The 26,208-nt window shown below is 77.1% G+C and carries 29 protein-coding genes; 9 read left to right on the forward strand and 20 right to left on the reverse strand.

The window, feature by feature from the left end:
- Positions 1 to 172 precede the first annotated feature (172 nt).
- Together JD79_RS18310 and JD79_RS18315 are read left to right on the forward strand one after the other, a co-directional pair.
- Entirely contained in the window at positions 173 to 463 is a 291-nt protein-coding gene (locus JD79_RS18310; protein ID WP_110007848.1) for a hypothetical protein, read from the forward strand.
- A gap of 75 nt (positions 464 to 538) precedes the next feature.
- A complete protein-coding gene (locus tag JD79_RS18315) occupies positions 539 to 742 on the forward strand; it encodes a hypothetical protein (protein WP_110006683.1) in 204 nt (67 codons plus the stop codon).
- Between the two features lie 33 nt (positions 743 to 775).
- On the opposite strand, the gene JD79_RS18320 is transcribed toward JD79_RS18315, so the two are convergent.
- Positions 776 to 2,011 (reverse strand): MFS transporter, encoded by a 1,236-nt coding sequence (locus tag JD79_RS18320; protein ID WP_245900206.1) that lies wholly within the window; start codon positions 2,009 to 2,011, stop codon positions 776 to 778.
- Between the two features lie 33 nt (positions 2,012 to 2,044).
- On the opposite strand from JD79_RS18320, the gene JD79_RS18325 reads away from it, so the two are divergent.
- Together JD79_RS18325 and JD79_RS18330 are read left to right on the forward strand one after the other, a co-directional pair.
- Positions 2,045 to 2,458, forward strand: coding sequence for a hypothetical protein (locus JD79_RS18325; protein WP_110006684.1), 414 nt, complete (start codon positions 2,045 to 2,047; stop codon positions 2,456 to 2,458).
- 12 nt (positions 2,459 to 2,470) lie between these two features.
- A complete protein-coding gene (locus JD79_RS18330; RefSeq protein WP_110006685.1) occupies positions 2,471 to 3,334 on the forward strand; it encodes a DUF998 domain-containing protein in 864 nt (287 codons plus the stop codon).
- 43 nt (positions 3,335 to 3,377) lie between these two features.
- On the opposite strand, the gene JD79_RS18335 is transcribed toward JD79_RS18330, so the two are convergent.
- Positions 3,378 to 4,283: a DMT family transporter gene (locus JD79_RS18335; RefSeq protein ID WP_245900208.1), complete on the reverse strand. Its 906-nt coding sequence runs from the start codon at positions 4,281 to 4,283 to the stop codon at positions 3,378 to 3,380.
- An 88-nt stretch (positions 4,284 to 4,371) separates the two neighbouring features.
- A complete protein-coding gene (locus tag JD79_RS18340) occupies positions 4,372 to 5,121 on the reverse strand; it encodes an SDR family oxidoreductase (protein ID WP_110006687.1) in 750 nt (249 codons plus the stop codon).
- Positions 5,122 to 5,207: 86 nt separating this feature from the next.
- Between JD79_RS18340 and JD79_RS18345 the strand changes: the two genes are divergently transcribed.
- On the forward strand, positions 5,208 to 6,779 hold the full coding sequence (locus tag JD79_RS18345) for a helix-turn-helix domain-containing protein (RefSeq protein ID WP_245900209.1): 1,572 nt from the start codon (positions 5,208 to 5,210) through the stop codon (positions 6,777 to 6,779).
- Positions 6,780 to 6,867: 88 nt separating this feature from the next.
- Here the strand turns inward: JD79_RS18345 and JD79_RS18350 are convergent, their stop codons facing one another.
- The 3 genes from JD79_RS18350 to JD79_RS18360 all read right to left on the reverse strand — a co-directional run bounded on the left by JD79_RS18350 (position 6,868) and on the right by JD79_RS18360 (position 9,180).
- Complete coding sequence (locus JD79_RS18350) at positions 6,868 to 7,626, reverse strand: SDR family NAD(P)-dependent oxidoreductase (RefSeq protein ID WP_110007851.1); 759 nt, start codon at positions 7,624 to 7,626, stop codon at positions 6,868 to 6,870.
- Between the two features lie 128 nt (positions 7,627 to 7,754).
- On the reverse strand, positions 7,755 to 8,498 hold the full coding sequence (locus JD79_RS18355; protein WP_110006688.1) for a DUF5995 family protein: 744 nt from the start codon (positions 8,496 to 8,498) through the stop codon (positions 7,755 to 7,757).
- A gap of 103 nt (positions 8,499 to 8,601) precedes the next feature.
- Positions 8,602 to 9,180, reverse strand: coding sequence for a TetR/AcrR family transcriptional regulator (locus JD79_RS18360; protein WP_170149265.1), 579 nt, complete (start codon positions 9,178 to 9,180; stop codon positions 8,602 to 8,604).
- A 93-nt stretch (positions 9,181 to 9,273) separates the two neighbouring features.
- On the opposite strand from JD79_RS18360, the gene JD79_RS18365 reads away from it, so the two are divergent.
- A complete protein-coding gene (locus JD79_RS18365; RefSeq protein WP_110006690.1) occupies positions 9,274 to 10,137 on the forward strand; it encodes an SDR family NAD(P)-dependent oxidoreductase in 864 nt (287 codons plus the stop codon).
- Here the strand turns inward: JD79_RS18365 and JD79_RS18370 are convergent.
- On the reverse strand, positions 10,134 to 11,741 hold the full coding sequence (locus JD79_RS18370) for a helix-turn-helix domain-containing protein (protein WP_245900210.1): 1,608 nt from the start codon (positions 11,739 to 11,741) through the stop codon (positions 10,134 to 10,136). The two genes, JD79_RS18365 and JD79_RS18370, sit on opposite strands and share 4 nt — an antisense overlap.
- A 592-nt stretch (positions 11,742 to 12,333) precedes the next feature.
- Here JD79_RS18370 and JD79_RS18375 point away from each other — a divergent pair.
- Together JD79_RS18375 and JD79_RS23975 are read left to right on the forward strand one after the other, a co-directional pair.
- Positions 12,334 to 12,981: a hypothetical protein gene (locus JD79_RS18375; RefSeq protein WP_245900211.1), complete on the forward strand. Its 648-nt coding sequence runs from the start codon at positions 12,334 to 12,336 to the stop codon at positions 12,979 to 12,981.
- A gap of 41 nt (positions 12,982 to 13,022) precedes the next feature.
- A complete protein-coding gene (locus tag JD79_RS23975) occupies positions 13,023 to 13,322 on the forward strand; it encodes an oxamate carbamoyltransferase subunit AllH family protein (protein ID WP_245900212.1) in 300 nt (99 codons plus the stop codon).
- A 111-nt stretch (positions 13,323 to 13,433) separates the two neighbouring features.
- Here the strand turns inward: JD79_RS23975 and hisG are convergent, their stop codons facing one another.
- The 7 genes from hisG to rpe form a co-directional block, all read right to left on the reverse strand.
- A complete protein-coding gene (gene hisG / locus JD79_RS18380; protein WP_110006691.1) occupies positions 13,434 to 14,300 on the reverse strand; it encodes an ATP phosphoribosyltransferase in 867 nt (288 codons plus the stop codon).
- Positions 14,301 to 14,390: 90 nt separating this feature from the next.
- Positions 14,391 to 14,654, reverse strand: a complete 264-nt coding sequence (locus tag JD79_RS18385) for a phosphoribosyl-ATP diphosphatase (RefSeq protein ID WP_110006692.1) — start codon at positions 14,652 to 14,654, stop codon at positions 14,391 to 14,393.
- Positions 14,651 to 15,178 carry a 6,7-dimethyl-8-ribityllumazine synthase gene (gene ribH / locus JD79_RS18390; protein WP_110006693.1) on the reverse strand — a complete coding sequence of 176 codons (528 nt, stop codon included), beginning with the start codon at positions 15,176 to 15,178 and terminating at the stop codon, positions 14,651 to 14,653. The genes JD79_RS18385 and ribH overlap by 4 nt, the downstream gene beginning before the upstream one ends.
- Positions 15,175 to 16,497, reverse strand: coding sequence for a bifunctional 3,4-dihydroxy-2-butanone-4-phosphate synthase/GTP cyclohydrolase II (locus JD79_RS18395; RefSeq protein ID WP_110006694.1), 1,323 nt, complete (start codon positions 16,495 to 16,497; stop codon positions 15,175 to 15,177). The genes ribH and JD79_RS18395 overlap by 4 nt, the downstream gene beginning before the upstream one ends.
- Positions 16,494 to 17,117 carry a riboflavin synthase gene (locus JD79_RS18400; protein WP_110006695.1) on the reverse strand — a complete coding sequence of 208 codons (624 nt, stop codon included), beginning with the start codon at positions 17,115 to 17,117 and terminating at the stop codon, positions 16,494 to 16,496. Before JD79_RS18400 ends, JD79_RS18395 begins: the two co-directional genes overlap by 4 nt.
- A gap of 1 nt (position 17,118) precedes the next feature.
- A complete protein-coding gene (ribD, locus tag JD79_RS18405; protein WP_110006696.1) occupies positions 17,119 to 18,180 on the reverse strand; it encodes a bifunctional diaminohydroxyphosphoribosylaminopyrimidine deaminase/5-amino-6-(5-phosphoribosylamino)uracil reductase RibD in 1,062 nt (353 codons plus the stop codon).
- Positions 18,177 to 18,830, reverse strand: a complete 654-nt coding sequence (rpe, locus tag JD79_RS18410) for a ribulose-phosphate 3-epimerase (RefSeq protein ID WP_110007852.1) — start codon at positions 18,828 to 18,830, stop codon at positions 18,177 to 18,179. Before rpe ends, ribD begins: the two co-directional genes overlap by 4 nt.
- Before the next feature lie 75 nt (positions 18,831 to 18,905).
- On the opposite strand from rpe, the gene JD79_RS18415 reads away from it, so the two are divergent.
- Positions 18,906 to 19,415: an SRPBCC family protein gene (locus JD79_RS18415; protein WP_281270328.1), complete on the forward strand. Its 510-nt coding sequence runs from the start codon at positions 18,906 to 18,908 to the stop codon at positions 19,413 to 19,415.
- Between the two features lie 4 nt (positions 19,416 to 19,419).
- Here the strand turns inward: JD79_RS18415 and JD79_RS18420 are convergent, their stop codons facing one another.
- The 6 genes from JD79_RS18420 to metK all read right to left on the reverse strand — a co-directional run bounded on the left by JD79_RS18420 (position 19,420) and on the right by metK (position 26,178).
- A complete protein-coding gene (locus tag JD79_RS18420) occupies positions 19,420 to 19,917 on the reverse strand; it encodes a GNAT family N-acetyltransferase (RefSeq protein WP_110006697.1) in 498 nt (165 codons plus the stop codon).
- 80 nt (positions 19,918 to 19,997) lie between these two features.
- Positions 19,998 to 21,389 (reverse strand): RsmB/NOP family class I SAM-dependent RNA methyltransferase, encoded by a 1,392-nt coding sequence (locus tag JD79_RS18425; RefSeq protein WP_110006698.1) that lies wholly within the window; start codon positions 21,387 to 21,389, stop codon positions 19,998 to 20,000.
- Positions 21,386 to 22,345 (reverse strand): methionyl-tRNA formyltransferase, encoded by a 960-nt coding sequence (fmt, locus tag JD79_RS18430; RefSeq protein ID WP_110006699.1) that lies wholly within the window; start codon positions 22,343 to 22,345, stop codon positions 21,386 to 21,388. Before fmt ends, JD79_RS18425 begins: the two co-directional genes overlap by 4 nt.
- Positions 22,312 to 22,845 carry a peptide deformylase gene (gene def, locus JD79_RS18435; protein WP_110006700.1) on the reverse strand — a complete coding sequence of 178 codons (534 nt, stop codon included), beginning with the start codon at positions 22,843 to 22,845 and terminating at the stop codon, positions 22,312 to 22,314. The genes fmt and def overlap by 34 nt, the downstream gene beginning before the upstream one ends.
- A 56-nt stretch (positions 22,846 to 22,901) precedes the next feature.
- Positions 22,902 to 24,905: a primosomal protein N' gene (locus JD79_RS18440; protein ID WP_170149385.1), complete on the reverse strand. Its 2,004-nt coding sequence runs from the start codon at positions 24,903 to 24,905 to the stop codon at positions 22,902 to 22,904.
- 73 nt (positions 24,906 to 24,978) lie between these two features.
- Complete coding sequence (gene metK / locus JD79_RS18445) at positions 24,979 to 26,178, reverse strand: methionine adenosyltransferase (RefSeq protein ID WP_110006701.1); 1,200 nt, start codon at positions 26,176 to 26,178, stop codon at positions 24,979 to 24,981.
- Positions 26,179 to 26,208 lie beyond the last annotated feature (30 nt).

The following is a 26,208-nucleotide window of genomic DNA, read 5'->3' on the forward strand; positions in this document are numbered from 1 at the left end:
ACCAACAACGGGACGTGACGGCGGAGTGACCGCCCGCACGGGATGTGACCCGGATCACGGCCGCGACGGCGTGTCACCGTGTCGACCCGCCGACTCGAGGACCCGGCCTCCGGCGCCCCGGTCTCGAACGGGTGTTCGACCGCCGTGCGAGACTGCACGGGTGGCCGGCGGGATGCGCGGGGACAGGTCGCGGCCGTCGCTGGGTGAGCGCGCCGCCGACTCCGGCGTCGCGCCTCCGGCCCCACCGGACGCGCCGCCGCCTGCTCCGCGCGCGGCCGGTGCGGGCCGCCACTGCTGGGTGCACGCCCCGCCGGGCGCCGACGGCACCGTCCCCGGGCTGCTCGTGGAGTGGCGCCAGCACTCCGGCGGCTGGCAGGGCCGGGTGGCCTACGCCGTCCCCGGCCCGCACGGCGCGGTGCTCGTCGAGGCGTGGCTGCCGGCGGGGTCCCTCCGACAGCGCTGAGGTGTTTCCCCGTCCGCCCGGCGGCTATGGCCTCCCGTCGAGACCGATCGACGACGACGCAGCGGAGGTACCGCGATGACCACCCCACCCGACCGCCCCACCCTCGACGACGTCATGGACACCGAGGAGTCGGCGCCGCGCGACCGCCAGGAGCACGGCAAGACCGACCCGCGGCCCAACGACGACGCGCTGCAGCACCGCACCGAGCAGGAGCGGCAGGCCGTCGGCTCCGACGACGCCGACCCGGCCGGCGCGGAGTTCCACGCCGCCACCGACTGACCGCTCGCGGGGTGGGCGCCCCGGCGCCCACCCCTACCGGTGGTCGGGTCCGGTGCTGCGGCCGAGCAGCAGGGCCAGCAGCAGCGCCCCGCCGATGCCGGTGCCCGCCACCGCGACCGCGCCCGGCCACCCGGCGGCCGCCCAGGCCCGCCCGGCCAGCGTGCCGCCCACCGAGGACCCGACGTAGTACCAGAACGAGTACAGCGAGGCGGCCTGCCCGACCGGCCGCTCCCCCAGCGCGGCGCGCGCCGCCACCCAGCCGCTGGCGACGCCGTGCGCGGCGAAGAACCCGACCGTGAGGACCGCGAGGCCGGCGACGAACAGGGCCAGCGGCGCGGCCAGCGTCAGCACCAGGCCGGCCGCGGTGAGCACCAGGGCCACCGGGACGACCACCCGCCGACCGGCCCGCTCGGCCAGGCCCCCGGCCACCGGTGCGGCCACCGACCCGAGCAGGTAGGTGAGGAAGACCAGCCCGGCCAGCGCGGGCGACAGGCCGTAGGGCTCGCTCTCCAGCCGGAAGGTGCCGGCGTTGTAGACGGCCACGAAGCCGCCCATGAGCAGCGCCGCCAGCGCGTAGAGCCCGAGCAGCACCGGGTCGCCGAGGCCGCGCGCGAGCCGGCGCAGCACCGGCGTGTGCCGCGGCACCGGCAGGAAGCGGCGGGAGGCCGGAAGCAGCGCCCGGACGGCGACCGTGCACCCGACGGCCAGCGCCGCGATGCCGCCGAGGGCGGTCCGCCAGCCGCCGAGGTCGGCCAGCGCGCCGGCGACGACCCGGCCGGCCAGCCCGCCGATCGCCGTCCCGCCCACGAACAGCCCGATCGCCCGGGAGCTCACCGAGGCGTCGAGCTCCTCCCGGAGGTAGGCCACGCCGACGGCGGGCAGCCCGGCCAGCGCGAACCCCTGCAGGCCGCGCAGCCCGAGGAGCACCTCCCACGCCGGCGCGGCCGCCGTGAGCACCGCGAGGCCGCTCGAGCCGGCCAGCGCCACCCGCAGCACCCGCGTGCGGCCGATGCGGTCCGACAGCGGTCCGAGGACGAGCAGCCCGAGGGCCAGCCCGGCCGTCGCCGCGGAGACCGACAGCGTCGCCGCCGCCGGCGAGACGGCAAAGGCACGCGCCAGCTCGGGGAGCAGCGCCTGCGGCGCGTAGAGGACGGCGAACACCGCGAGCCCGGCGAGGAACACCGCCAGCGACGCGCGGCGCAGCGCCGCCTCCCCCGCCCGGTGGCCGCGGGGCAGCGGCCCGCTCCCGGGGTCGGACGGGGACGGCACGCGCCCATCGTGCCGGGCTGCTGGGATGGGCCCGTGGCCCGCCTCCAGCCCGACGACGTCGCCTGCTGGGTGGTCAAGACCGCGCGGCCGGCGGAGGCGACCGTCCCCGGGTGGCGGCCCGGGCAGGCGGCGACCGTCAGCCGGTGCCTGCGCCGCTCCTACCGGCTGGCGCTGATGCGGCCCGGCGCGCCGTGCCTGCTGTGGCGCAGCGGCCCCGACCGGCCGGGCGTGCACGCCCTCGGGGAGCTGGCCGGGGAGGTCGGCGAGGACGCCGGCGGCCCGGTCGTCGCCGTCCGGCTCACCCTCCTGGCCGCGCCGGTGCCGCGCGCCGAGCTGCTGGCCGACCCGGTCGCCCGCGACGCCGAGGTGCTGCGGATGCCGGCCGGCAGCAACCCCTCGTACCTCACGCCCGCCCAGTACGCCGCCGTCCTCGGCTCGCTGCACTGACCGGCTGGGACCATGGGGAGCGTGCCGAGCAAGCGGATCCCCTGGGGCGCGGTCGCCTGGCTGCTGACCCTGCAGTTCTTCGTCGTCGAGACGATCGTCCAGCTGCGGTCGGTCCTGCCGTACTCGCGGTCGGCCGACGTCATCAGCGCCCTCGGCGACGCCGTCCGGCCGGGGCACTCGCTGATGAACGCCTCCTTCGTGGTGCAGGCCGGCCTGATCGGCGCGGGCGCGGTGGCGCTGCTGCCGGTCCTGCGCGGGCGCGCGGCGCGGCCCGCGGTGGGGCTGCTCGGGGTCGCCGCGCTCGGGGTGCTGCTGGTCGGCGTCTTCCCCCGGCTGACCTCGCCGACGCTGCACACCACCGGCGCCGTCCTCTACCTCGTCGGCGGCGGGCTCGGGGTGCTGGCACTGGCCTACGCCGTGCGGCCCTGGTCGGAGGCGCTGGGCACCACGCTGGCGCTGCTGGGCCTGTTGGCCACGGCGATGACCGTCTTCTACGGCGCCGGCGTGGTGGAGTTCCTCGGCGAGGGCGGCACCGAGCGGGCGGCGGCCTACGTGCTGCCGATCGCGCTGGCCCTGACCGGCCCCTCGCTGTGGTGGCTCAGCCGCACCCGGGCCGAGCCGGACACCGGCCGCCCGACCCGGCGCCAGCGGAGGGCGCAGGAGCGCGACCGCGAACGCCTCGAGCGGGCCCGGCGCGCCGCCGAGCGGGACGACGCCCTGGAGGCCGCCGCCCGCCGCGCCAGGAGCGCGCCGGCGGCCACCGATGCCGACCTGCACGACGACGACCTGCACGACGACCTGCACGACGACCTGCACGACGACGACCTGGACCCCGACGACCCCTGGGCCGGCCCCCGCCGGCGCCGCGAGCGCTGACCCGGTCGCGGCCGTCCCGGGCCTCGGCCCCGCGGATCCGCGGCTACCCCCGAGCCGCCGCGACGGGCGCCGGAGACCGGCCCGGATCCCGCCGCCGGGAGACGGCGACCCCGGCGAGGCAGACCACCCCGCCCACCACGGCCAGCGCGGGCGGCACCTCGTCGAGCAGCAGCCACGACAGCAGGACCACCAGCGGCGGCACCAGGTAGGTGGTGACGCCGAGCCGGCCGGCCTCGGTGCGCGCCAGCGCGTAGGCCCAGGTGCTGAACGCCAGCGCCGTCGGCACGACGCCGAGGTAGACCATCCCGAGCACCGACGCCGCGGGCGCGCTCGCCAGGTCCGACACGAGCGACCCCGCCCACGGCAGGCAGCACACCGTGCCGATGGCGCAGGCGGTCGCGGTCACCTGCAGCGGCGGCAGCCGGCGCAGCACCGGCTTCTGCGCCACCACACCGACCGCGTAGGTGACGGCGGCGACCACGCACAGCAGCACACCGAGCAGGTCACCGCCGCTCCCCCGGCCGGCCAGCCCGATGAGCAGCACGCCCGCGAAGGCGACGGCGAGGCCGGTCACCAGCCGGCGCGGGAAGCCCTCGCGCAGCCACACCCCGGCCAGGACGGCGATGAGGATCGGCCCGACGTTCACCAGCATCGCCGTCGTCCCGGCGTCGAGGTGCCGCTCGGCGGCGTTGAGCGCCACGTTGTAGACGGCGAACCAGCCGATCCCGCACAGCGCCAGCAGCCGCCACTCCTGCCGGGTCGGTGCCACCCAGCCGCGGCCGAGCGACAGCAGCGCCAGCACCACCGTCCCGACCAGCAGCCGGCCGAGCGCCAGGGCGCCGGGCGACAGGTCGGCGCCGACCGCCCGGATGGCGATGAAGGCCGAGGCCCAGGCGAGGACGGTGACGACGACGGCGGCGAGGACCGGAGGGGACATCGGGCGGGGCACGGACGGACCCTAGGTCGCCCCCGGGGCCCGGGACCGGCGCTTTCCGGACCTGGCGCTCGCCTTGCGGAGAACGGCAGCCCGCTTGCCCTCAGCCCCGCAGGTGCTCGGCGTAGGTGCGCCGGCCGCGCGCGGCCCGCGGGCCGGGCAGCACCCCACCCTCGCGGAACGCCGCGGACAGCTTGCCCGGCAGCGGCGTGGCCACCACGCGCACGTTCGGCTCGCGGGCGGCCGCCCAGGTGCGGGCGAGGTCGGCCGCGGCGAGGTCCTCGGGCCCGCCGAACTCGACGACGCCGGAGGTGGCCGGGCCCGCGGCGACCTCGGTGAGGAACCCCGCCGCCTCCGCGACGTCGACCGGCGCGGCGCTCCACCCCATCGGCACGATCAGCACCGGCCCGCGCCGGGCGGTCGTCATCATCTCGTCGATGAAGTGGTGGTACTGGGTGATCCGCACCAGCGTCACCGGCAGCCCGGAGGCCAGCAGCACCTGCTCGGCGGCGTACTTGGCGCGGTAGTAGTTCCAGGGGACCCGGTCGACGCCGACGATCGAGACGTAGACCAGGTGCTGCAGCCGGTCGCGGTCGAGCGCCTGCACCAGCCGCCGGGTGCCGGCGACGTCGACCTCCCACGGGTTGCCGCGGGGGTCGCTGGCCGCGTGCACGACCACCCCGGCACCGCGGACCGCCGTCGCCAGGTCCCGGCCGGTGGCCAGGTCGCCGCGCACGCCGCCCGGTCCCGCCCCCCGCCGCGACATCTGCCGCACCTGGTGCCCGGCCGCCTGCAGCGACGGGACCAGGACCCGGCCGAGTGGACCACTGCCTCCGGTGACCACGACGTCCATGGGGGCAGTCTGGCCGGACCGGTCCCTCCCGTTCCACCGGCGTGCCGTGCCGGCGGTATCTCATCTACGAGATACCGTCCTGACCCGTGACGGCGACCGAGCTCCCGGCCGAGACCACGACCATCCCCCTCCCCACGACCAGCGCGACCGAGCGCATCGGCCTGCTGGTCCGCGACGCCCGGCGGCACCGCGGGCTGACGCAGCAGCAGCTCGCCGAACGGCTGGGCACCAGCCAGAGCGCGATCGCCCGCATCGAGCAGGGCGGGCAGAACCTCACCCTCGAGCTGCTCGGGCGGCTGTCCGAGGCGCTGGAGAGCGAGCTGATCAGCGTCGGGCCGGCCGGCCCCACCCACCTGCGGGTCACCGGCGGCACGCCGCTGCGCGGCAGCGTGACGGTGAAGTCGTCGAAGAACGCCGCCGTCGCGCTGCTCTGCGCCGCGCTGCTCAACCGCGGCCGGACGACGCTGCGCAACGTGGCCCGCATCGTCGAGGTGGACCGGATCCTCGACGTGCTGCGCTCCATCGGCGTCTCGGCCACCTGGGACGCCGCGGGCCGCGACCTGACCCTGCAGGTGCCCGACGAGCTCGACCTGGCCGGCATCGACGCCGACGCCGCCCGCCGCACCCGCAGCATCATCATGTTCCTCGGCCCGCTGCTGCACCGGGCCGGCTCGTTCCGGCTCCCCTACGCCGGCGGCTGCGACCTCGGCACCCGGACGGTGGAGCCGCACATGATCGCGCTGCGCCCCTTCGGCCTGGACATCGAGGCGCACGCCGGCGAGTACCACGCCACGGTCGACCGGCGGACCGACGACCGGCGCACCATCGTGCTGACCGAGCGCGGCGACACCGTGACCGAGAACGCGCTGCTGGCCGCCGCCCGCGCCGAGGGCACCACGGTCATCCGCAACGCCAGCTCCAACTACATGGTCCAGGACCTGTGCCTGTACCTGCAGCTGCTCGGCGTCGGCGTCGAGGGCCTCGGCACGACGACGCTCACCGTGACCGGCCGGGCGGTGCTCGACGCCGACGTCGACTACACCATCAGCGAGGACCCGGTCGAGGCGATGAGCCTGCTGACCGCGGGCATCGTCACCGGCTCCGAGCTGACCGTGCGCCGCGCGCCGGTGGAGTTCCTGGAGATCGAGCTGGCGGTGCTGGCCGAGATGGGGCTGCGCCACTCCCTGTCGGAGGAGTACGTCGCCGCCAACGGCCACACCCGGCTGGCCGACGTCACCATCCACCCGTCGCAGCTCAAGGCCCCGATCGACAAGATCCACCCGATGCCGTTCCCGGGGCTCAACATCGACAACCTGCCGTTCTTCGCGGTCATCGCCGCCTCGGCCACGGGCTCGACGCTCATCCACGACTGGGTCTACGACAACCGCGCCATCCACCTGTCGGACCTGACCCGCCTGGGCGCCGACGTCCGGCTCATGGACCCCCACCGCGTGCTGGTCACCGGCCCGACCCGCTGGCGCAGCGCCGAGGTGGTCTGCCCGCCGGCGCTGCGCCCGGCCGTGTGCATCCTGCTGGCGATGCTGGCCTCGCGCGGCACGTCGGTGCTGCGCAACGTGGACATCATCGCCCGCGGCTACGAGCACCTCTACGAGCGACTCGTCGAGATGGGGGCCTCGATCGAGGTCTTCTCCGACTAGCCGGTCGTCCTGGCTCACCGCGACGCGTCCTGGCTCGACGTCGGCGGTGAGCCAGGTAGCAGCACGATCAGGTCACCTGATCGTGCTGCTACCGCTCCTGGGCGGTGGGGCGGACGAGGACCTCGTTGACCGCCACGTGCGCGGGCTGGCTGACGACGTAGACGATCGCCCGGGCGACGTCCTCGGCCTGCAGCGGCGTCATGTCGGTGTACATGCGCTGGGAGGCGGCCTTCGCGTCGGGCTGGGTGATGTGGTCGGTGAGCTCGGTGGCCACCGCGCCCGGCTCGACCAGCGAGATCCGCACGCCCCTCGTCGTCACCTCCTGGCGCAGCGACTCGCTGAAGGCGTTCACCGCCCACTTGCTCGCGTTGTAGACGCCGGCGCCCTTGCGCGCCGTGCGTCCCGCGACGCTGGAGATGTTGACGACGTCGCCGGAGCCCTGCTCGAGCATGCCGTCGATCGCGGCGTGGGTCAGGTACATGAGGCCGAGCACGTTGGTCGACAGCATCCGGCGCCAGTCCTCGACGTCGGCGCCGACGATCGTGCCGAGGAGCATCACCCCGGCGTTGTTGACGAGGACGTCGAGGCCGCCGAGCTCGGCGCGCGTGCGGGCGACGGCGTCGCGGCAGGACGCCTCGTCGGTCACGTCCAGGTCGAGGGTCAGCACGCGGGCGCCCCCGCCCTCCAGCTCCCCGGCCAGCGCGGCCAGCCGGTCGGCGCGGCGGGCGCCGATGGCCACCGCGGCCCCGGCCCGCGCCAGCGCGACGGCGGTGGCCTCGCCGATCCCCGACGACGCCCCGGTGACCAGGGCGACCCTCCCGGACAGTGGTCGGCCGGCGTCGGTCATGCGGTCCTCCTCCCGGGCCGCCCGGTGCGGCACCCCGGACAGCCTGCGCCCGCCCACGGCATCCGGCAGCACGGCGTCCGGCAGCACGGGCCCCGGAGCACGGGACCCCGAGCACGGGACCGGCGGGCTCAGTCCGGCGGCAGGCGGACGCCGAAGCCGCGGACGGCCAGGCGCAGCAGCACCGGACCCCCGCGCTGCAGGTCGGCCACCCGGGCCGCGGCGGCCGCCTCGAGCTGCGCCCTGCGGCGGGCGAGCTCCTCCGGCCCGCGCAGGCGGGCGGCGTGCAGGACCGTCGTGTTCGCCCACACCCGGCGCCGCGACTCGCGCAGCAGCACCCGGGTCGCCGTCCGGTTGAGCCCTCCGGTGAGCCGGTCCAGCGGCGTCCGCGGGCTGCCGGCGGCCTGCAGCTCCCGGTCCTCGGCCGGCACCCGGGCGGCCAGCACCTCGTCGATCGCCTCGTGGTCGCGGCGGCGGGAGTCCAGCAGCGGCGGGTCGGCGAAGTCGGCCACGCCGATCACCCGCACCAGCGACAGCGGCAGGTCGTAGTTGATGTGCGCGTTCATGCCGAGCAGCACGTGCGCCTCGGGCCGAGCGGCCGGGTCGGTGCGGAACGCGGCGCGCCACGGCGCCGGCGGGGTGGCCGGATCGCGGCGGTGGGCGTCGAGGGCGTCGAGGTAGAGGCCGGCGAAGTCGACGTCCCAGGCGGTCACCCAGTCCGGGTCCTCGAACCGGCCGGCGTCGATGGCCGCGTTCACGGCCTGCGTGGTCCGCAGGTAGGTGCCCAGGAAGTGGCGGGCCGGGTCGCCGGCGGCGGTCACGGCGTCGAGCAGCTCCTGCATGCGGGCGACGAGCTCGTCCACCGGTGCGGTCACGCCGCGATCGTGCCCCGGAACGCCTCCGTTCCGCAGGGTGAGGCCCCCCGCCCCCCACCATCCGCGAGCGCCCGGCGGGTCCCTGCCGGGCCACCCGACCGGGTCACGGGTGCAGCAGTCCCGGCAGCCGGTCCATCGCCGCCGTCAGCAGGTCCGGCAGGTCGCCGGGCTCCCCCGCCAGCCACCCGGCCAGGGCGACCTCGAAGCACGCGACGACGAGCTTGGCGAGCAGCTGCGCGTCCTGCGCCGGGACCCCGCGCCCGGTGACCAGCCCGTCGGCGAGCGCGGCCTCCCAGCGGCGCAGCTTGGCCGCCGCCCGCGACTGCAGGGCGGGCACGCCGGCCACCACCCGCTCGCGGGTGAGCAACAGGTCCCGCAGCGGGGCGACCTGCCCGGCGACGGCGGCGGCGGCCGAGCGCACCGCCGCCCAGGGCGGCAGGCCGGCCGGCGCCCCGGCCACGGCGGCGGAGGCGGCGGCGAGCAGGCCGTCCTCGAGGCCGAAGAGCAGGTCCTCCTTGTCGGCGAACAGCCGGAAGAGCGTGCTGCGCGAGACGTCGGCGGCCGCCGCGACCTGCTCGGTGCTCGTGGCCGCATAGCCCTGCTCGGCGAACAGCGCGACGGCGCGGCGGGTCACCTCGGCCCGCAGCCGGCGGCGGCGCCGCTGCGCGGCGGTCTCCTCCACCCGTCCTCCAGTTGACACGTCGTCCCGATCTGGCACAGAGTCCCACATCGGGACGACGTCCCGGAAGCCACGTGCGAGGACGCGGGAGACGCGATGGACGGCAGGCGGACGGTGCTGGTCACCGGGGCGACGTCGGGGCTCGGGCGCGCCGCCGCCGGGCGCCTCGCAGCGACCGGCGGGTGGTCGGTGCTCCTCGGCGCCCGCGACCCCGGCCGCGGCGCGCAGGTGGCCGCCGGGCTGGGCCCCACGGCTGACGTCGTCGCGCTCGACCTGGCCTCCCTCGACGGCGTCCGGGACGCCGCCGCCCGCATCGCCGCCCGGGGTCGCCTCGACGCGCTGGTGCTCAATGCCGGCGTCCAGCTGCCCGTCGCCGACCGGGCGAGCGCCGACGGCTACGAGCTGACCTTCGCGGTCAACCACCTCGCCCACTTCCTGCTCACCGTCGAGCTCCTGCCGCACCTGGCGCCGGGAGCACGGGTGGTCGTGGTCAGCAGCGGCACGCACTGGGGCACGTGGCGGAAGTCCGGCCCGTTCCCGGCGCCGCGCTGGGCCGACCCGCGCGAGCTGGCCCGCCCGCGCCGGGAGTCCGGGCAGCGCGCCTACGCGACGTCCAAGCTGGCCAACGTCCTCTTCGCCACCGAGCTCGCCCGCCGGCACCCAGAGGTCGACGTCGCCGTCGTCGACCCCGGCCTGGTGCCCGGCACCGGGCTGCACCGCGGCTACCCCGCCCCGGCCCGCGCGGTCTACACCGGGCTGGCGCCGCTGCTGGCCCGGTTGCCGTTCGCGTCGGGCGTCGGGCAGGCGGCCGACGTGCTCGCCGCCGCGGTGACCGGTCCGCCCGGCACGAGCGGGCGCTACCTCGAGCGCGGCGTCGAGGTGCCGTCGTCGCCGGACAGCCGCGACCCGGCCCGCGCCCGCGAGCTCTGGGAGGCCAGCCGCGAGCTCACCGGCTCCTAGACGAGCGCGTCGTACCCGTCGTCGGGCGGCAGCAGCCCCGAGTCGACCGGCGGGCGGTGCGGCTGGTCCAGTCCCCGCATGCGGGCGGCGTGCAGCGCGAGCAGCAGGTTCAGCCGGAGCGTCGGGTCGGTGGTGAAGGGCCCGAGCAGCCGCTCGAGCTTGCCGATGCGGTAGCGCATCGTGTTGTAGTGGAAGTGCAGCCGGCGGGCGGACTCCGCGACGTTGAGGTTGGTCTCCAGCAGCACCCGCAGCGTCTCGCGCAGGTCGGCGGAGTCGGGGTCGGCGGCGTCGGCCAGCGACCCGAGCACCTCGTCGACGTAGGAGCGCAGCTCCGTGCTGTCGGGGATGAGCGAGAGCAGCCGGAACACCCCCAGCTGGTCGAAGTGGGTGACGGCGGCCGTCCCGTGGATCTCCTGGCCGACGCCCAGCGCCCGCTGCGCCTGCTGATGGGCCTCCCCCAGCGCCGAGATCGACTCGGCGGGGCGGCCGATGCCGGTGCCCAGCACGCGGCCGACGCGGCGCACCCGGGCGTTGACCCGCGAGGTGACCGCGGTGACCAGCGAGGTGATCTCCTCCGGCGTCCGCCCGTCCAGCGGCAGCACGGTGACGATCTCGGTGGACAGCCCCGCGACGGCCGCGCCGCTCACCTCGGTCTCCAGGGCCGCCCGCCAGCCGTCGGCCAGCCGGTCGAGGACGTCGAGGGCGCGGGTCGGGTCGGCCTGGGGGTCGGCGGCGGTCTCGGTGGCGGTCACCAGCACGACGACGGGGCCGTCGAGCCGCCAGCCGAAGGAGCGGGTCTGGGCCAGCGCGCGCTCGGTGTGCCGCAGCGACCCGCCGACCAGCCGGCGCACCAGGTCGCCCTGGAAGCGCAGCTCGACGGAGTGCACCGCCTGCTGGCGGATGACCGACAGCGCCGAGACGACGGCGGCCCGCTCGAGGACACCGCCGGCGCCCACCACCATCTGCCCGGTGCGGTGGACGGCGACCAGCCAGCCGTGCCGCTGATCGCCGGCCATGATCGGCGCGACCGCGTACTCCCCCACCCCGCCGGGCAGCTCGTGGTGCCCGGGGACGAGCAGGATGCCGTCGGCCGGCGAGAGGTCGGCGTCGGCCAGGACGTCGGCCGGGGTGACGACCGTCTGGTCGGCGCGCACGCCCGAGAGCCGGCTCGACGGCGCCATCATCGCCAGCTCGTCCTCGGCCTCGGCGTCGAGCAGCCAGAGCCAGTCGCTGATCTCGGCGACGTCGTCGGCCGGGCCGGCGCTGGTGGTGATCTCGCGGTCGGAGCCCAGCCCGAGGACGGCGGCGCCCTCGAGGAAGGTGGCCAGCTGCTCGGTGACCTCGGCCAGCCCCCCGCCGCTGAGCGCGACGTCGATGAACTGGTCGTGCATGCGGGCGGAGAGGGCGAGCGCCTCGCTCTGCTTGCGCACGACGGCCCCGAGGACCTCGGAGACCGCCTCGTCCATGCGGACGGCGGCCGGCAGCGCGACCACGGGGAAGCCGTGGCGGTCGGCCTCGGCCAGGACCTCCGCGGGCACCGGCGGCGGGCCCTCGCCGCGACGGAAGGCGAGCGCGGCGGCGCCGGCCTGCACCAGGCGCTCCACCAGCGCCCGGCACGCGGCGGGGTCGGCCGGGGCAGCCGGGCCCCGAGGACGACGAGGACCTCGGGCCCCGCGCTCCGGAGGGGGGCCGACGGGTCGTCGACGACCATGTGCCGCACGGTGCGGTCCGCGCCCGACCGGCCGGCGACCACCTCGGAGCCCGCGAGGCGGGGCAGCCGCAGGGCCTCCTCCACCCGCAGGCCGACCCGGTCACGCCACTCGGCGCGGTCGTCCCGGGCCGGGGCCGAGCGGGCATGGTCCTGCCATCCCTGTGGCAACTGGAGCGGCGCGGTGGGATAGGAGCCAGAGGTCATCGAGGCCTCACTGTAGGTCACGACTCGCCCTCCTCGTCGCCCCATGTCCATCTCGGGTTGCAGCCACCTGGCAGGTGTGCCTGGACGGGCACACCCATTCTTGGCCACATTCGCCATACGAGGACGTGCGACGCGCCGCCTAGCTTCGAGCCAGTCGGCCCGTCCGCTGGATGGTAGGCGCTCACCGCACGCGGTGCGTCGCCCCCTCCGGAGGGCGGTACGGCTCGGCTGGAGCCGAGTGGAAGGTCGCTCCCGCTGTCCTACGGGGAAGGGCTGAGCAGATGCGCACCATCGACCACACGACCACCGCTCCCACCACCGGCGCCCCGGGCCGCGCCGCCCGCGCCGGCGTCCCGACGATCCCGCTGCCGCGCGCCTCGGCGCAGGAGACGGTGCGGACGGCCTCGCCGGCGCGCGCGGCGTCCGCCGTCCCCTCCTCGGCCAGCACCGGGGTCGCCGACCTGCTGCGCGGACCGGTCCGCCCGGCCCGGGTCCTCATGAGCGGCCCGGCCGCCGTCTACCTGCAGGTGTCCACCGAGCGCGGGAGCGACGTCGTCGGGGTGCTGACCAGCGACGCCGCCCGGCTGCCGCTGGGCTGCGTCCTCTTCCGGCCGAGCAACGGCCGCCCCCTCGTCGCGCTGCCCAGCGGCGCGCCCGCGGAGGTCGGCGGCGGCCGGATCGTCGTCGGCGACCTGGTCGTGCGGGCCGCGGCCTGGTGGGACCCGCAGCCGCGGCTGCCCAGCCCGCACCCGGCCCTGCTGCCCGAGGGCGTGCGCCAGCTGCGCACCACCCTCTACGGCGAGGGCGTCCCGCACAGCGCGTTCACCCTCCCCGGCCTGCCGGCCGGCCCGGTGGCCCGCTGGCCGCGCTCCGCGGTGCCGTCCGCCGGGCCGACCTCGACGCCGCGCTGCGCACCGCCGCCCGGCTGATCGGCCTGGGCCCCGGCCTCACCCCGGCCGGTGACGACGTCATGGCCGGCACGATGGCCGGGCTGGTGCTGCTGCGGCACCCGGCCGCCGAGCGCTTCGCCGCCGGCGTCTACTCGCTGGCCGCCGGCCGCACCACCGAGCTGTCCCGGGCGCTGCTGCGGCACGCCGCGGCCGGCCGGGTCAGCGGCGAGTACGCCGCGGTGCTGCAGGGCCTGGTCGGCGAGCGTCCGCTCGGCCCGGCGATCGAGGGCCTGCTGGCGACCGGCTCCACCAGCGGCCGGGCGATGGCGCTGGGCCTGTGCACCGCGATCGACCTGGTGGACCGCACCACGCGGCGCTGACCGCACGAGCACACGGCGGCGGCCCCCTCCCCACCCGGGGAGGGGGCCGCCGCCGTGTGGTCGTGGTGACGTGCCGGGACGGCCCTGCCGCACGGAGGACGGCGGGGGTCCTCAGATGCGGCAGGCGTGGATGCTCGTGACGAGGATGGCGCGGGCGCCGAGCTCCCAGAGCTCGTCCATGACCCGGTTGGTGTCGCTCTGGCGCACCATCGCCCGCACCGCCGACCAGCCCTCGGTCTGCAGCGGGCTGACCGTCGGGCCCTCGAGGCCGGGGGTCAGCGCGGTGGCCCGCGCCAGCAGCTCGTTGGGGCAGTCGTAGTCGAGCATCACGTACTGCCGGGCCACGAGGACCCCGCGCAGCCGGCGCCGGAGCTGGGCCACGGCGGGGATCTCCTCGGCGCCCTCGCGGCGGACGAGCACGGCCTCGCTGGTGAGCACGGGCTCGCCGATGATCCGCAGCCCCGCCGCGCGCAGCGTCGTCCCGGTCTCGACGACGTCGCACACCGCGTCGGCCACCCCGAGCCGGCAGGCGGTCTCCACCGCGCCGTCGAGCCTGACCACGCCGGCCTTGATGCCGGACTCCTCGAGGTACCGCTGCAGCAGCACCGGGTAGGCGGTCGCGATCCGCCTGCCGGCCAGCTGCCCGACCGAGTCGATGACGGACTCCACGGGGCTGGCGAACCGGAAGGACGAGCGGCCGAACCCCAGCGGCATGACCTCGGTGGCGTGCGGGCCCTCGCCGTCGGCCGGCGCGGTCTCCAGCAGCATGTCGCGGCCGGTGATGCCGACGTCGAGGGTGCCGGAGGCGACGTACACGGCGATGTCACGGGGACGCAGGTAGAAGAACTCGGTGTCGCTGTCGGGGTCGTACACCGCGAGGTCCTTGGTGCTGCGCCGCTGCCGATAGCCGCTCTCGCTGAGCATCTCGGCCGCGGGCTCGCTGAGGACGCCCTTGTTGGGCACGGCGACACGCAGCACGGTCTGTCTCCTTCGGAAGCGGATGGAACGGCCCTCGGGCAGGGGCCCGCGGTGCGCGGAGCGTGCCGTGGGGGGCGCGAGTGTCCTTGCTCAGAGGTGGGTGTAGACGTCGTCGAGGGTCAGCCCGCGGGCGAGCATGAGGACCTGCACCCGGTAGAGGAGCTGGCTGATCTCCTCGGCGGTGCGCTCGGGACCCTCGTGCTCGGCGGCCATCCACGACTCGGCGGCCTCCTCGACCACCTTCTTGCCCGCCGCGTGCACGCCGTCGCGGACGGCGGTCACGGTGCCCGAGGCGGGGTCGTTCGCGGCGACCTTGGCCGAGAGCTCGGCGAACAGGGCGTCGAAGGTCTTCACGCCAGCCCCTGCCCGACGGCGGGGGTGGCCTGGAAGCCGGTGGCCCGCGGCGGGGGGCGCAGCGAGCGGAGGGTGAGGGCGGTGGCGAGCGCGGCGACCGCGGCCTCCCAGCCCTTGTCCTCGGCCGAGCCGGGCAGCCCGGCGCGGTCGCGGGCCTGCTCCTCGGTGTCGCAGGTGAGCACGCCGTTGCCCACCGGCTTGCCGGCGTCGAGCGCCACCCGGGTCAGGCCCGCGGTGACGGCGTCGCAGACGTACTCGAAGTGCGGGGTGCCGCCGCGGATGACCACGCCGAGCGCGACGACGGCGTCGTGCCGCTCGGCCAGCGCCTGCGCGACCACCGGCAGCTCCACCGCGCCCGGCGCGCGCACGACGGTCGGCGACGGGACGCCGCTGGCGCGGGCGGCCTCGACGGCGCGGGCGAGCAGCGCGTCGGTGATCTCGGCGTGCCAGGTGGTGGCCACGATGCCCAGCGACAGCCCCGCGGCGTCGACCGCCCCGGCCTCCGGACGCCCCTGTCCGCTCACAGCTGCTGCTCCTGCTGCCGCAGCGGGACGTCGGTCCCGGGGACGGTGGCGGGCGCGCCGGTGGGGACGTCGGCCGGGCCGGACTCGGTCTCGGGCTCGATGATGTCGAGCAGGTGGCCCATCCGGTCGCGCTTGGTGCGCAGGTAGGACAGGTTCTCGACGGTCACGTGGCTGGGCAGCGGCACGCGGCCGGTGACCTTGAGGCCGTAGCCCTCCAGGCCCGCGCGCTTGGCCGGGTTGTTGGTCAGCAGCCGCATGGTGTGCACGCCGAGGTCGACGAGGATCTGCGCGCCGGTGCCGTAGTCGCGGGCGTCGGCGGGCAGGCCGAGGTCGAGGTTGGCGTCGACGGTGTCCACGCCGGCGTCCTGCAGCTGGTAGGCCTGCAGCTTGTGCAGCAGGCCGATCCCCCGGCCCTCGTGCCCGCGGATGTAGAGCACGATGCCGCGGCCCTCGTGCGCGACGGCGGCCAGCGCGGCCTGCAGCTGCGGGCCGCAGTCGCAGCGCAGCGAGCCGAAGACGTCGCCGGTGAGGCACTCGGAGTGCACGCGCACGAGCACGTCCTCGCCGTCGCCGATGTCGCCGTAGACGAAGGCGACGTGCTCGCGCTCGTCGTAGGAGCTGCGGTAGCCGACCGCGGTGAACGTGCCCGGGGCCAGCGGCACGGTGGCCTCGGCCACCCGCTCGACCAGCTTGTCGAAGCGCTTGCGGTAGGCGATGAGGTCGGCGATCGAGATCAGGCAGAGGTCGTGCTCGTCGGCGAAGACGCGGAGCTCCTCGGCGCGCGCCATGCCCGTCGGGTCCTTCTCGCTGACCAGCTCGCACAGCGTGCCCGAGGGCCGCAGGCCGGCGAGGACGGCGAGGTCGACGGCGGCCTCGGTGTGCCCGGGCCGGCGCAGCACGCCGCCGTCCTTGGCGCGCAGCGGCACGATGTGGCCGGGGCGGGCGAGGTCGGCCGAGGTGGTGTCGGCACCGGCCAGCAGCCGGATGGTGTGCGCCCGGTCGTGGGCCGAGATGCCGGTGGTCACGCCCTCGCGGGCGTCGACGGTGACCGTGTAGGCGGTGCCGCGGCGGTCCTGGTTGACCCGGAACATCGGCGGCAGGTCCAGCCGGTCGGCGTCGGCCTCGGTGACCGAGACGCAGATGTAGCCCGAGGTGTAGCGGACCATGAAGGCCACGAGCTCCGGCGTCGCGAGCTCGGAGGCGAAGATCAGGTCGCCCTCGTTCTCGCGGTCCTCGTCGTCGATGACGACGACGGGGCGGCCGTCCTTGACCGCCGCGATGGCGGTCTCGACGGAGTCCAGGCGGACGGTGCCGCTCATGCGCGTGCTCCCAGCAGGCGTTCCACGTACTTGGCGATCACGTCGACCTCCAGGTTGACCGGGTCCCCCGGGGCGCGGCGGCCCAGCGTGGTCTCGCGGAGGGTGGCGGGGATGAGACTGACCTCGAACCAGGGCGCGGGGTCGTCGACGGCGCTCAGCGCGCTGACCGTGAGCGAGACGCCGTCGACGGTGATGGAGCCCTTCTCGACGACGTAGCGCGCGAGCTGCGGCGGCAGGGCGACGCGGACGACGTCCCAGTGCTCGCTCGGCGTGCGGCTCACGACCGTGCCGACGCCGTCGACGTGGCCCTGCACGACGTGCCCGCCGAGACGGCCACCGGCGGCGACGGCGCGCTCGAGGTTGACCGGGTCGCCGCCGGCGAGGGCGCCGAGGCTGCTGCGGCGCAGCGTCTCGGCCATGACGTCGGTGGACCACACCGCGGTGCCGTCGCCGTCGGGCTCGACGCCGGTGACGGTGAGGCACACGCCGTTGACCGAGATCGAGTCGCCGAGCGAGACGTCCTCGAGGACGCGGCGGGCGCGGATGCGCAGCACGGCCGCGTCGGCCGAGTCCTCGCGTGCGGCGAGCGCGCCGACCTCCTCGACGATGCCGGTGAACACGTCAGCCCCTCTCGTCGGCGTGCGGTCGGTCTCCAGTGTGCCGGGTGGGCCGCAGGCGGAGCTGCACGTCCCCGCCCAGCGGGGTGACCTCCCGCAGTTCCAGGGACAGCGCCGCGCCGATCGTGCTGATTCCCAGGTCCCCCACCAGGGAGGGGCCCGCGCCGAGCAGCTTGGGCGCGAGGTGGACGACGGCCTCGTCGACCAGCCCGGCCCGCAGGAACGCCGCGGCCAGCGTCGGGCCGCCCTCGAGCAGCACCCGGCGCACGTCGCGGTCGAACAGCTCGGCGAGCAGCCCGGCGGGGCCCTCGGCGCGGCTGACGTGGGTGGGCGCGGCGCCGTCGAGGACGCGGGCGGTGGCCGGCAGCCGGCCGCGCCGGTCGTGCACCACGCGCAGCGGCTGGCGGGCGGCGTCGCGGCCGTCGGCGTCGCGGACGGTGAGCCGGGGGTCGTCGGCCAGCGCGGTGCCCGACCCGACGACGACGGCGTCGCAGGTGGCGCGCAGCGCGTGCACGGCCGCGCGCGCGACCGGGCCGGTGATCCAGCGGCTGGTGCCGTCGGCGGCGGCGACCCGCCCGTCGAGGGTGGCGCCGACCTTCCACACGACGAACGGGCGGTGCTCGCGCACGCCGGTGAGCCACGCGGCCAGGGCGCCCTCCTCGGCGGCCTCCTGCTCGACGCCCACCTCGACGTCGACCCCGGCGGCGCGCAGCCGCTCGGCGCCGCCGACCGCGAGCTCCGTCGGCTCGGGCACCGCGACGACGACCCGCGCCACCCCGGCGGCCAGCAGCGCGTCGGCGCACGGGCCGGTGCGGCCGGTGTGCGCGCACGGCTCGAGGGTGACGACGGCGGTGCCGCCGCGGGCGCGCTCGCCGGCCCGGCGCAGCGCCTGCACCTCGGCGTGCGGCCCGCCGGGCGGGGAGGTGGCACCCTCCCCGACGACCGCACCGGCGGCGTCGAGGACGACCGCGCCGACGGCGGGGTTGGGGCTGGTGGTGCCGAGGACGCCCTGCCCGAGATCCCGCGCCCGGGCCATCGCCGCGAGCTCGACCGGGGTGGCGGTCACGCGGCTCCGGTCGCCTGCGCCCGGAGGGCGGCGATGGCGCGGGCGGGGTCGTCGGCGCCGTAGACCGCGGAGCCCGCCACGAAGACGTCGGCGCCGGCCTCGGCGGCCTGCTCGATCGTGTCGGCGTTGATGCCGCCGTCGACCTCGACCAGCAGCCGCAGGTGCCCGGTGTCGACCAGCTCGCGGGCCCGGCGGACCTTGGGCAGGACGTCGGCCATGAACGCCTGGCCACCGAAGCCGGGCTCGACGGTCATGACCAGCAGCGTGTCGAAGTCGCGGAGGACCTCCTCGTACTCCTCGAGCGGGGTGCCCGGCTTGATCGCCAGCCCGGCGAGGGCGCCGGCGGCACGGATGTCGCGGGCGACGGCGCGGGGGTCGCCGGTGCAGGCCTCGGCGTGCACCGTGACGTTGCGGGCGCCGACCTCGGCGTAGCCGGGAGCCCAGCGCTCGGGCGCCTCGATCATGAGGTGGCAGTCCAGCGGGACCGGGCTCACCGCCTGGATCGCCTCGACCACCGGCCGGCCCAGGGTCAGGTTGGGGACGAAGTGGGCGTCCATGACGTCGACGTGCAGCCAGTCGGCGTCGGCGACGCGGGCCACCTCGTCGGCCAGCCGGGCGAAGTCCGCCGAGAGCAGGCTGGGGGCGATCATCGGGGTCCGGGGCCCGTCGTTCGAGTGCACGGCGTCCGAGTCTAGGTGCGGGGTGATCACACCCCGCCCGGCCGGGTGGGGCGGGCGCATGGCACAGGTCGAGGCGACGGTCGAGGTCCCGGTGGAGCCCGCGCTGGCGCCGTCTCGCAGACCACCGGGACGACCCGCTACCGGTGGGACCCGTTCGTGCGCGAGCAGTCCCTGCTCGACGGCCGCACCCGCCCGGGCCGGGGCGTGCGGACGGCGACCCGGTCCCGGCACGGGCTGGCGATGGTCAGCGAGTACGTGTCCTACGTGCCGCCGTCGCAGGTGGGCATGCGGATGGTGACCGGCCCGTGGTTCTTCGCCGTCTTCGCCGGCAGCTGGCGGTTCACGCCGCTGCCCGGGGGCGGCACGCGGGCGGTGTGGCGCTGCGTCTTCCGCTGCCGGCCGGCGCGGCTGGCGCCGCTCGCCGAGCGGATCGGCACGGCGCTGCTGGGCCGCGACGTCCGGCGGCGGATCGCCGGCTTCGCCCGCGGGTGCGCCGACCCCGCCGTGCTGGCGGTGGCCCGCCGGGAGCTCGAGGAGGACGCCGCCGGCCGGTGAGCGGTCAGGTGCGGTCGGGCAGGGCGGTCCACTCGGCCCAGGAGAGGTCGCGGCCGACGTAGCGGGGGGCGCGCAGCGGCCAGTCCTCGGCCAGCCAGCGCGGCACGAAGGCGTCCAGCGCGGCCTCGACCTCGGTGCCGACCAGCCGGTCGACCACCCACCAGGACACCTCGGCGTCGGCGTCGCCTGCCTTCTCCGGCGGGTCGACGTAGACGCAGCCGAGCAGCTCGGTCTCGTCCTCGTCGAACAGCGCGTAGTTGAAGCTCTCGTGCGCCTCGATCTCGCGCTCGTGGCGGGCGAGGTCCTCGCGGTCCTGCTCCTCGGTCATCGTGGCCGGCGGCCAGCCCCACGCCTCGCCGTAGATGCCCCACAGCCGCTCGCGGGAGCCCATGACGGCGGGGAGGTCGATCGCGGTGTCGGCCGCGCGGATCGGGCGCAGGTGCTGCCCGGTGGGCAGGTCGGCGCGGGTCGGGTGGACGAAGTCGTCGGGGAGCCAGGGCACGGGCGGGCAGGGTAGGCGACTCGCGGCGGTCCGTGGGGGCGTGCACGCACCGCGCTCGCCCGGGCGCGCCGGGCGCGGACTCAGCGGGTGCGGCGCAGCAGGGCCATGAACATCGCGTCGGTGCCGTGCCGGTGCGGCCACAGCTGCCCGTACGGCCCACGCCCGATCCCGGGCACCTCGGCGAACAGCGGCGCCACCGGCAGCACCTCGACGTCGTCCCGGGCGGCCGCGGCGTCGGCGACGGCGACCGTCTCCGCGGCGTGCGGCGAGCAGGTCACGTAGGCGACGACGCCGCCGGGGCGCACCGAGGACAGCGCGCTGTCGAGCAGCGCCGTCTGCAGGTCCACCAGCGGGCCGACGTCCTCGGGCGTGCGGCGCCAGCGCACCTCCGGCCGCCGGCGCAGCGCGCCCAGCCCGGTGCACGGCGCGTCGAGCAGCACCCGGTCGAACGAGCCGGGTGCCCAGGGCGGCCGGCGGCCGTCGGCGACGACCACCTCGACGTCGTCCTCCCCGGACAGCGCGCCCCGCACGAGCTCGGCGCGGTGCGGCGCGCGGTCGGCGGCGGTCAGGTGCACCCCGGCCGGGCGGACGGCGGCCAGCAGCCCGGCCTTGCCGCCGGGGCCGGCGCAGACGTCGAGCCAGCGGGCGTCCGGGCCCTCGAGCGGCGCGCGGGCGAGCAGCAGCGCGGCGAGCTGGCTGCCCTCGTCCTGCACCGCGGCCGCGCCCGAGCGCACCGACGGCAGCCGGCCCGGGTCTCCCCCGCCCAGGCGCACCGCGTACGGCGACCACGGTCCCGGCGTCCCCCCGGACTCCTCGGCGAGCGCCGCGCGGTCCACGTGCCGGGCGACCAGGTGGACCTCCGGCGCGGCGTCGTCGGCCAGCAGCGCGGGCTCGAGTTCCTCGGCCGGGGAGTCCCCGCCGAGCGCCTCCCGCCACGCGGACACGATCCACTCGGGGTGGTCGGTGGCCAGCGCCAGCCGCCGGTCCCCGTCGGCGCCGAGCCGCTCGAGCCAGGCGGCCCGGTCCCCGCCCGCGGCCACCTTGCGCAGGACGGCGTTGACCAGGCCGGAGGCGCCGGTCCCGACGATCGCGCGGGTGAGGTCGACCGTGGTGGCGACGGCGGCGTGCGCGGGCACCCGCAGGTCCAGCACCTGGTAGGCGCCCAGCCGCAGCAGGTCCAGCACCCGCCGGTCGAGGTCGGCCAGCGGGCGGTCGACCAGCCGGGCCAGCACCGCGTCGAGGGTGCCCTGCGCGCGCAGCGCCCCGTAGGCCAGCTGGGTGGCGAAGGCGGCGTCGCGGGGGTCGAGGTCGCGCTCGCGCAGCAGCTGGGGCAGCAGCAGGTTGGCGTAGGCCTCGCGCGCGGAGACGCCGTCGAGGACGTCGTAGGCGGTCAGCCGGGCGCCGTCGAGGGGTGCCCGCCGGGGTGACCGCTGCGGCCGCCGCTGGGCCGGGCGCCGCGGTGGCCGGCTCACGCGCCCAGCCGCTCGCCGGGCGCCGGGCGGGCGCCGCGGGCCCAGTCGGCCGCCGGCAGCACCCGCTTGCCGGCCGGCTGCACCTCGCCCAGCCGCACCGAGCCCCGCCCGGTGCCGACGACGACACCGCTCGGGCCCACCGACACCTCGCCGGGCTCCAGCCCGAGCGCGGTCGGCAGCGGCTCGACCGGGCCCAGCCGCAGCCGGTCCCCGCGCCAGGTGGTCCACGCGCCCGGTGCCGGGGTCACGCCGCGCACCCGCCGGTCCACGACGTGCGCCGGCAGCGCCCAGTCGACCCGCGCGTCGGCGGTCTCGATCCGCGGCGCGAGGCTGACGCCGTCGGCCGGCTGCGGCCGGGGGACGAGGGTGCCGGCGGCGATGCCGTCGAGGGTGGCCACCAGCAGGCGGGCGCCGCTCACCGCGAGGCGGCCCAGCAGGTCGCCGGCGGTGTCGCGCGGGCCGATCGGCTCGGTGACCACGCCGAACACCGGCCCGGTGTCCAGGCCCTGCTCGAGCCGGAAGGTGCAGGCGCCGGTGACCTCGTCGCCGGCCATGAGCGCGTGCTGCACCGGGGCGGCGCCGCGCCAGGCCGGCAGCAGCGAGAAGTGCAGGTTGACCCAGCCGTGCGCCGGCAGGTCGAGCGCGGCCGGCGGGACCAGCGCGCCGTAGGCGACCACGGGCGCGCAGTCGACGGCGAGGTCGGCGAGCTGTGCGAGGAACTCCGGCTCGCGCGGCGAGCGGGGCTGCAGCACGGGCAGGCCGGCGGCGTCGGCGCGCTCGGCCACCGGGGAGCGGCTCACCTTCCGGCCGCGGCCAGAGCGGGCGTCGGGCCGGGTGAGGACGGCGACCACCTCGTGGCCGGAGCCCAGCAGCGCCTCCAGCGAGGGGACGGCGGCCTCGGGCGTCCCGGCGAACAGGAGCCTCAGTGGGGGCTCACCTCCACGCGCGGGACCCATGCCTGCACGCCCCGCCACTCGGCCTCGGCGAGCGCGGCCAGCGCGGCGGTGCGCGCCTCCGGGTCGAGCCGGTCGACGAACACCACGCCGTCGAGGTGGTCGACCTCGTGCTGCACCGCGCGGGCCAGCAGGTGCGAGCCCTCGACCCGGACGGGGTCGCCGTGCTGGTTCCAGCCGGTCGCCACCACGTGCAGGTGCCGGCGGCAGTCGAAGCGGTACCCCGGGATGGACAGGCAGCCCTCGGGTGCCTCCTCGGTCTCCTCGCCGACCAGGTCCACCGACGGGTTGACCAGGTGGCCCACCTCGCCGTCGACGTACCAGGTGAACACCCGCAGCCCGACGCCGATCTGGGGCGCGGCCAGCCCGGCGCCGCCGGCGGCGTGCATCGTCTCGGTCAGGTCGGCGACCAGGCCGCGCAGCTCGGCGTCGAAGTCGACGACGGGGGCCGCGGGCCGGTGCAGGACGGGGTCGCCCAGCAGCCGGATCGGGGTGACGCTCACCGGCCGATCGTAGGTGAGCGGCGCAGATGGCCATCCCTGCCGCCCGAGGGCCGGGACTAGACGAGGTCCAGGGGGTCGAGCTGGACCCGCACGTGCTCGGGGACCTTCCTGGCGCTCCGCACGCTCTGCACCTCCGCGAGCGCGGTGGCCAGCGCCAGGCCCTCGCCGCGCGGCACCCGCACGAGGAAGCGCTCCCGCTCCCCCTCCTGCCCCGGCCGCGGCGGCTCGGGGACGGGGCCGAGCAGGTCAGCGGCGGCGGGCAGCCGGGCGGCGGCGAGGAACTCCGCCAGCGCCGACGGCGACCCCGACAGCGACGCCATCCGGGTGGCCGGCGGGAACCCGAGCTCGCGGCGGTCGGCGAGCTCGCGCTCGGCCAGCCAGCCCGGGTCCCAGCGGACCAGCGCCTGGACGACGGGGTGCGCGGCGTCGGCGGCGACGACGACCGAGCCGTGCGGCCGCACCAGCGTGGCGGCGTTCATCCAGCGGCGCAGGGTCTCCTCCCCCGCGCGCAGGTCGGCGCGCCCGAGCAGCGCCCACGAGTCGAGCAGCAGCGCCGCGCCGTAGCCGCCCTCGGCCACGGGCTCCGCGCCCGGGGTGGCCACCACCAGCGACGGCCCGCCCGGCACCGACGGCAGCACGCCCGAGCCGCGGCCCGACACCCGCACCGCCGCGCCGGGGAAGGCCCGGCCCAGCTCCTCCGCGGTCCGCGAGGCGCCGACGACGGAGGCGCGCAGCTTGGTGCCGTGGCAGTGCGGGCAGTCGAAGGTGGCCGCCGGCCGGGCGCACCAGCGGCAGGCCGGCACCCGCGAGCCGCCCGGCCCGGGGGCCGGCGCGATGCCCAGCGGGCCGGAGCAGACGGCGCAGCGGGCCGGTGCGCGGCAGCGGTCGCAGGACAGCCCGGGCGCGTAACCGGCGCGCGGCACCTGCACGAGCACCGGCGCGCCCTCCGCCAGTGCCGCCCGGGCGACGCGGTGGGCGAGGCTGGGCAGGCGGGCGGTGCGGGCGGCGGGGTCGCGGGCGAGCTCGGAGTCCTCGCCGAGGGCCTGCACCCGTGGCGCCACCGCGCGGAGGACGGCCCGCTCGGCGGCGAGCTCGTGCGCCCAGCCGCTCTGCACCAGCAGCTCCGCCTCGGCGGTCCGCGCGGTGGCCGCGACGACGGCGGCGCAGGAGGCCAGGTGCGCGCGGTGGACGAGCACGTCGCGGGCGTGCGCGTAGGGGGCCCGGGGCTCGGCGTGCAGGTCGTCGCCGTCGTCCCAGACGGCCACCAGGCCGAGGCCGGCGACCGGCGCGAAGGCCGCCGCCCGGGTGCCGAGGACGACCGTGGCGCTGCCGCGGGCGGCGTCGAGGAAGCGGCGGTAGCGGGCGTCGGGAGCGGCGTCGGCGCGCAGCACGACGAAGGAGCCCTGCGGCAGCCGGGCGGTGGCCGCGGCCTCCAGCCGGTCGAGGTCACGGCCGTCGGGGACGACGACGAGCGCGCCGCGGCCGCCGGACAGCGCCGCCTGGCACAGCTCGGCCAGCCGCGCGGGCCAGTCCTCCCCGGGCAGCGCCGTCCACACCGCGCGGGCGGGCCGGCCCTCGGCGACGGCGCCGAGCAGCGCCGGGCCGGTCGGGTACCGGGCGAAGCCGGCGGGGTCGGGCGCCTCCGGCGGCGGGGGCGGCTCGGCGGCCGGGCGCTTCTCCGCGGCCGCGCGGCGGGGCGGGACGGCCAGCCGCAGCACGTCGGTGAGCGTGCCGCCCCAGCGCTGGGCCACCGAGCGGGCCAGCGCGGCCACCTCCGGGGTGAGCACGGGCTCGCCGGAGACCAGCTTGGCCAGCGGCGCGAGCCTGCGGTCGGTCGCGCTGGTGTCGGCCAGCTCGAGGACGAACCCGTCGACGAGCTGCCCGGCGAAGCGCACCCGCACCCGGCAGCCGGCCCGGACCTCGCCGGCCATGTCGTCGGGGACCGCGTAGTCGAAGGGACGGTCGAGGTGCGCGAGGGGCACGTCGACGACGACCCGGGCGACCCGCGGGGTGCGGGTGCCCGGGTCGGCGGGTGCGTCGGTCTCGGCGGCCGAGGTCAGCGGGGTCTCCGATCGGGCGTGGTCTCGCCCGTCAGTCTCGTCGCGGGGTACGACGACATCGGGTGCGGCGGCCTCAGACCCCCACGGCCGAGCGCAGCGCCTCGACGCGGTCGGTGCGCTCCCACGGCAGCTCGACGTCGGTGCGGCCGAAGTGGCCGTAGGCGGCGGTGGGCCCGTAGATGGGCCGCAGCAGGTCCAGGTCGCGCACGATGGCGCCCGGGCGCAGGTCGAACACCGTGGTGACCGCCTTCTCCAGGACGTCGTCGGCGACGGTGCCGGTGCCGTGGGTGTCGACGAACAGGCCGACCGGGTGCGCGGCGCCGATGGCGTAGGCCACCTGCACCTCGCAGCGGCGGGCCAGGCCCGCGGCGACGACGTTCTTGGCCACCCAGCGCATCGCGTAGGCACCCGACCGGTCGACCTTCGACGGGTCCTTGCCGGAGAACGCGCCGCCGCCGTGGCGGGCCATGCCACCGTAGGTGTCGACGATGATCTTGCGGCCGGTCAGCCCGGCGTCGCCCATGGGGCCGCCGATGACGAACTTGCCGGTGGGGTTGACCAGCAGCCGGTAGCCGTCGGTGGGCAGGCCCAGGGCCTGCAGCTCGGGCTCGACGACGAGCTCCTGCACGTCGGGGGTGAGCAGCTGCTCGATCGAGATGTCCTCGGCGTGCTGCGAGGAGACGACGACGGTGTCGACACCGACCGGCCGGCCGTCCTCGTAGACGACGGTGACCTGGGTCTTGCCGTCGGGCCGCAGGTAGGGCACCGAGCCGTCCTTGCGCACCGCCGACAGCCGGCGCGAGAGCCGGTGGGCCAGCGCGATCGGCAGCGGCATGAGCTCGGGGGTCTCGTCGGTGGCGTAGCCGAACATCAGGCCCTGGTCGCCGGCGCCCTGGCGCTCGATCTCGTCGTCGTCGGCGGCGCCGCTGGTGCGGGCCTCGTAGGCGGTGTCGACGCCCTGGGCGATGTCGGGCGACTGCGCCCCGATCGAGACGCTGACGCCGCAGGAGGCGCCGTCGAAGCCCTTGCGGGAGGAGTCGTAGCCGATCCGCAGCACGGTCCTGCGGACGACCTCGGCGATGTCGACGTAGCCGGCGGTGGTGACCTCGCCGGCGATGTGGACCTGGCCGGTGGTGATGAGCGTCTCCACCGCGACGCGGCTGCGCGGGTCCTGCGTCAGCATCTCGTCGAGGATCGCGTCGCTGATCTGGTCGGCGATCTTGTCGGGGTGGCCCTCGGTCACCGACTCGGACGTGAAGAGGCGGCGTGGCACTCGGTTCTCCCTGCTTCGGTGACGAGGTCG

It is taken from the genome of Geodermatophilus normandii, from assembly GCF_003182485.1.
Lineage (GTDB): Bacteria > Actinomycetota > Actinomycetes > Mycobacteriales > Geodermatophilaceae > Geodermatophilus > Geodermatophilus normandii.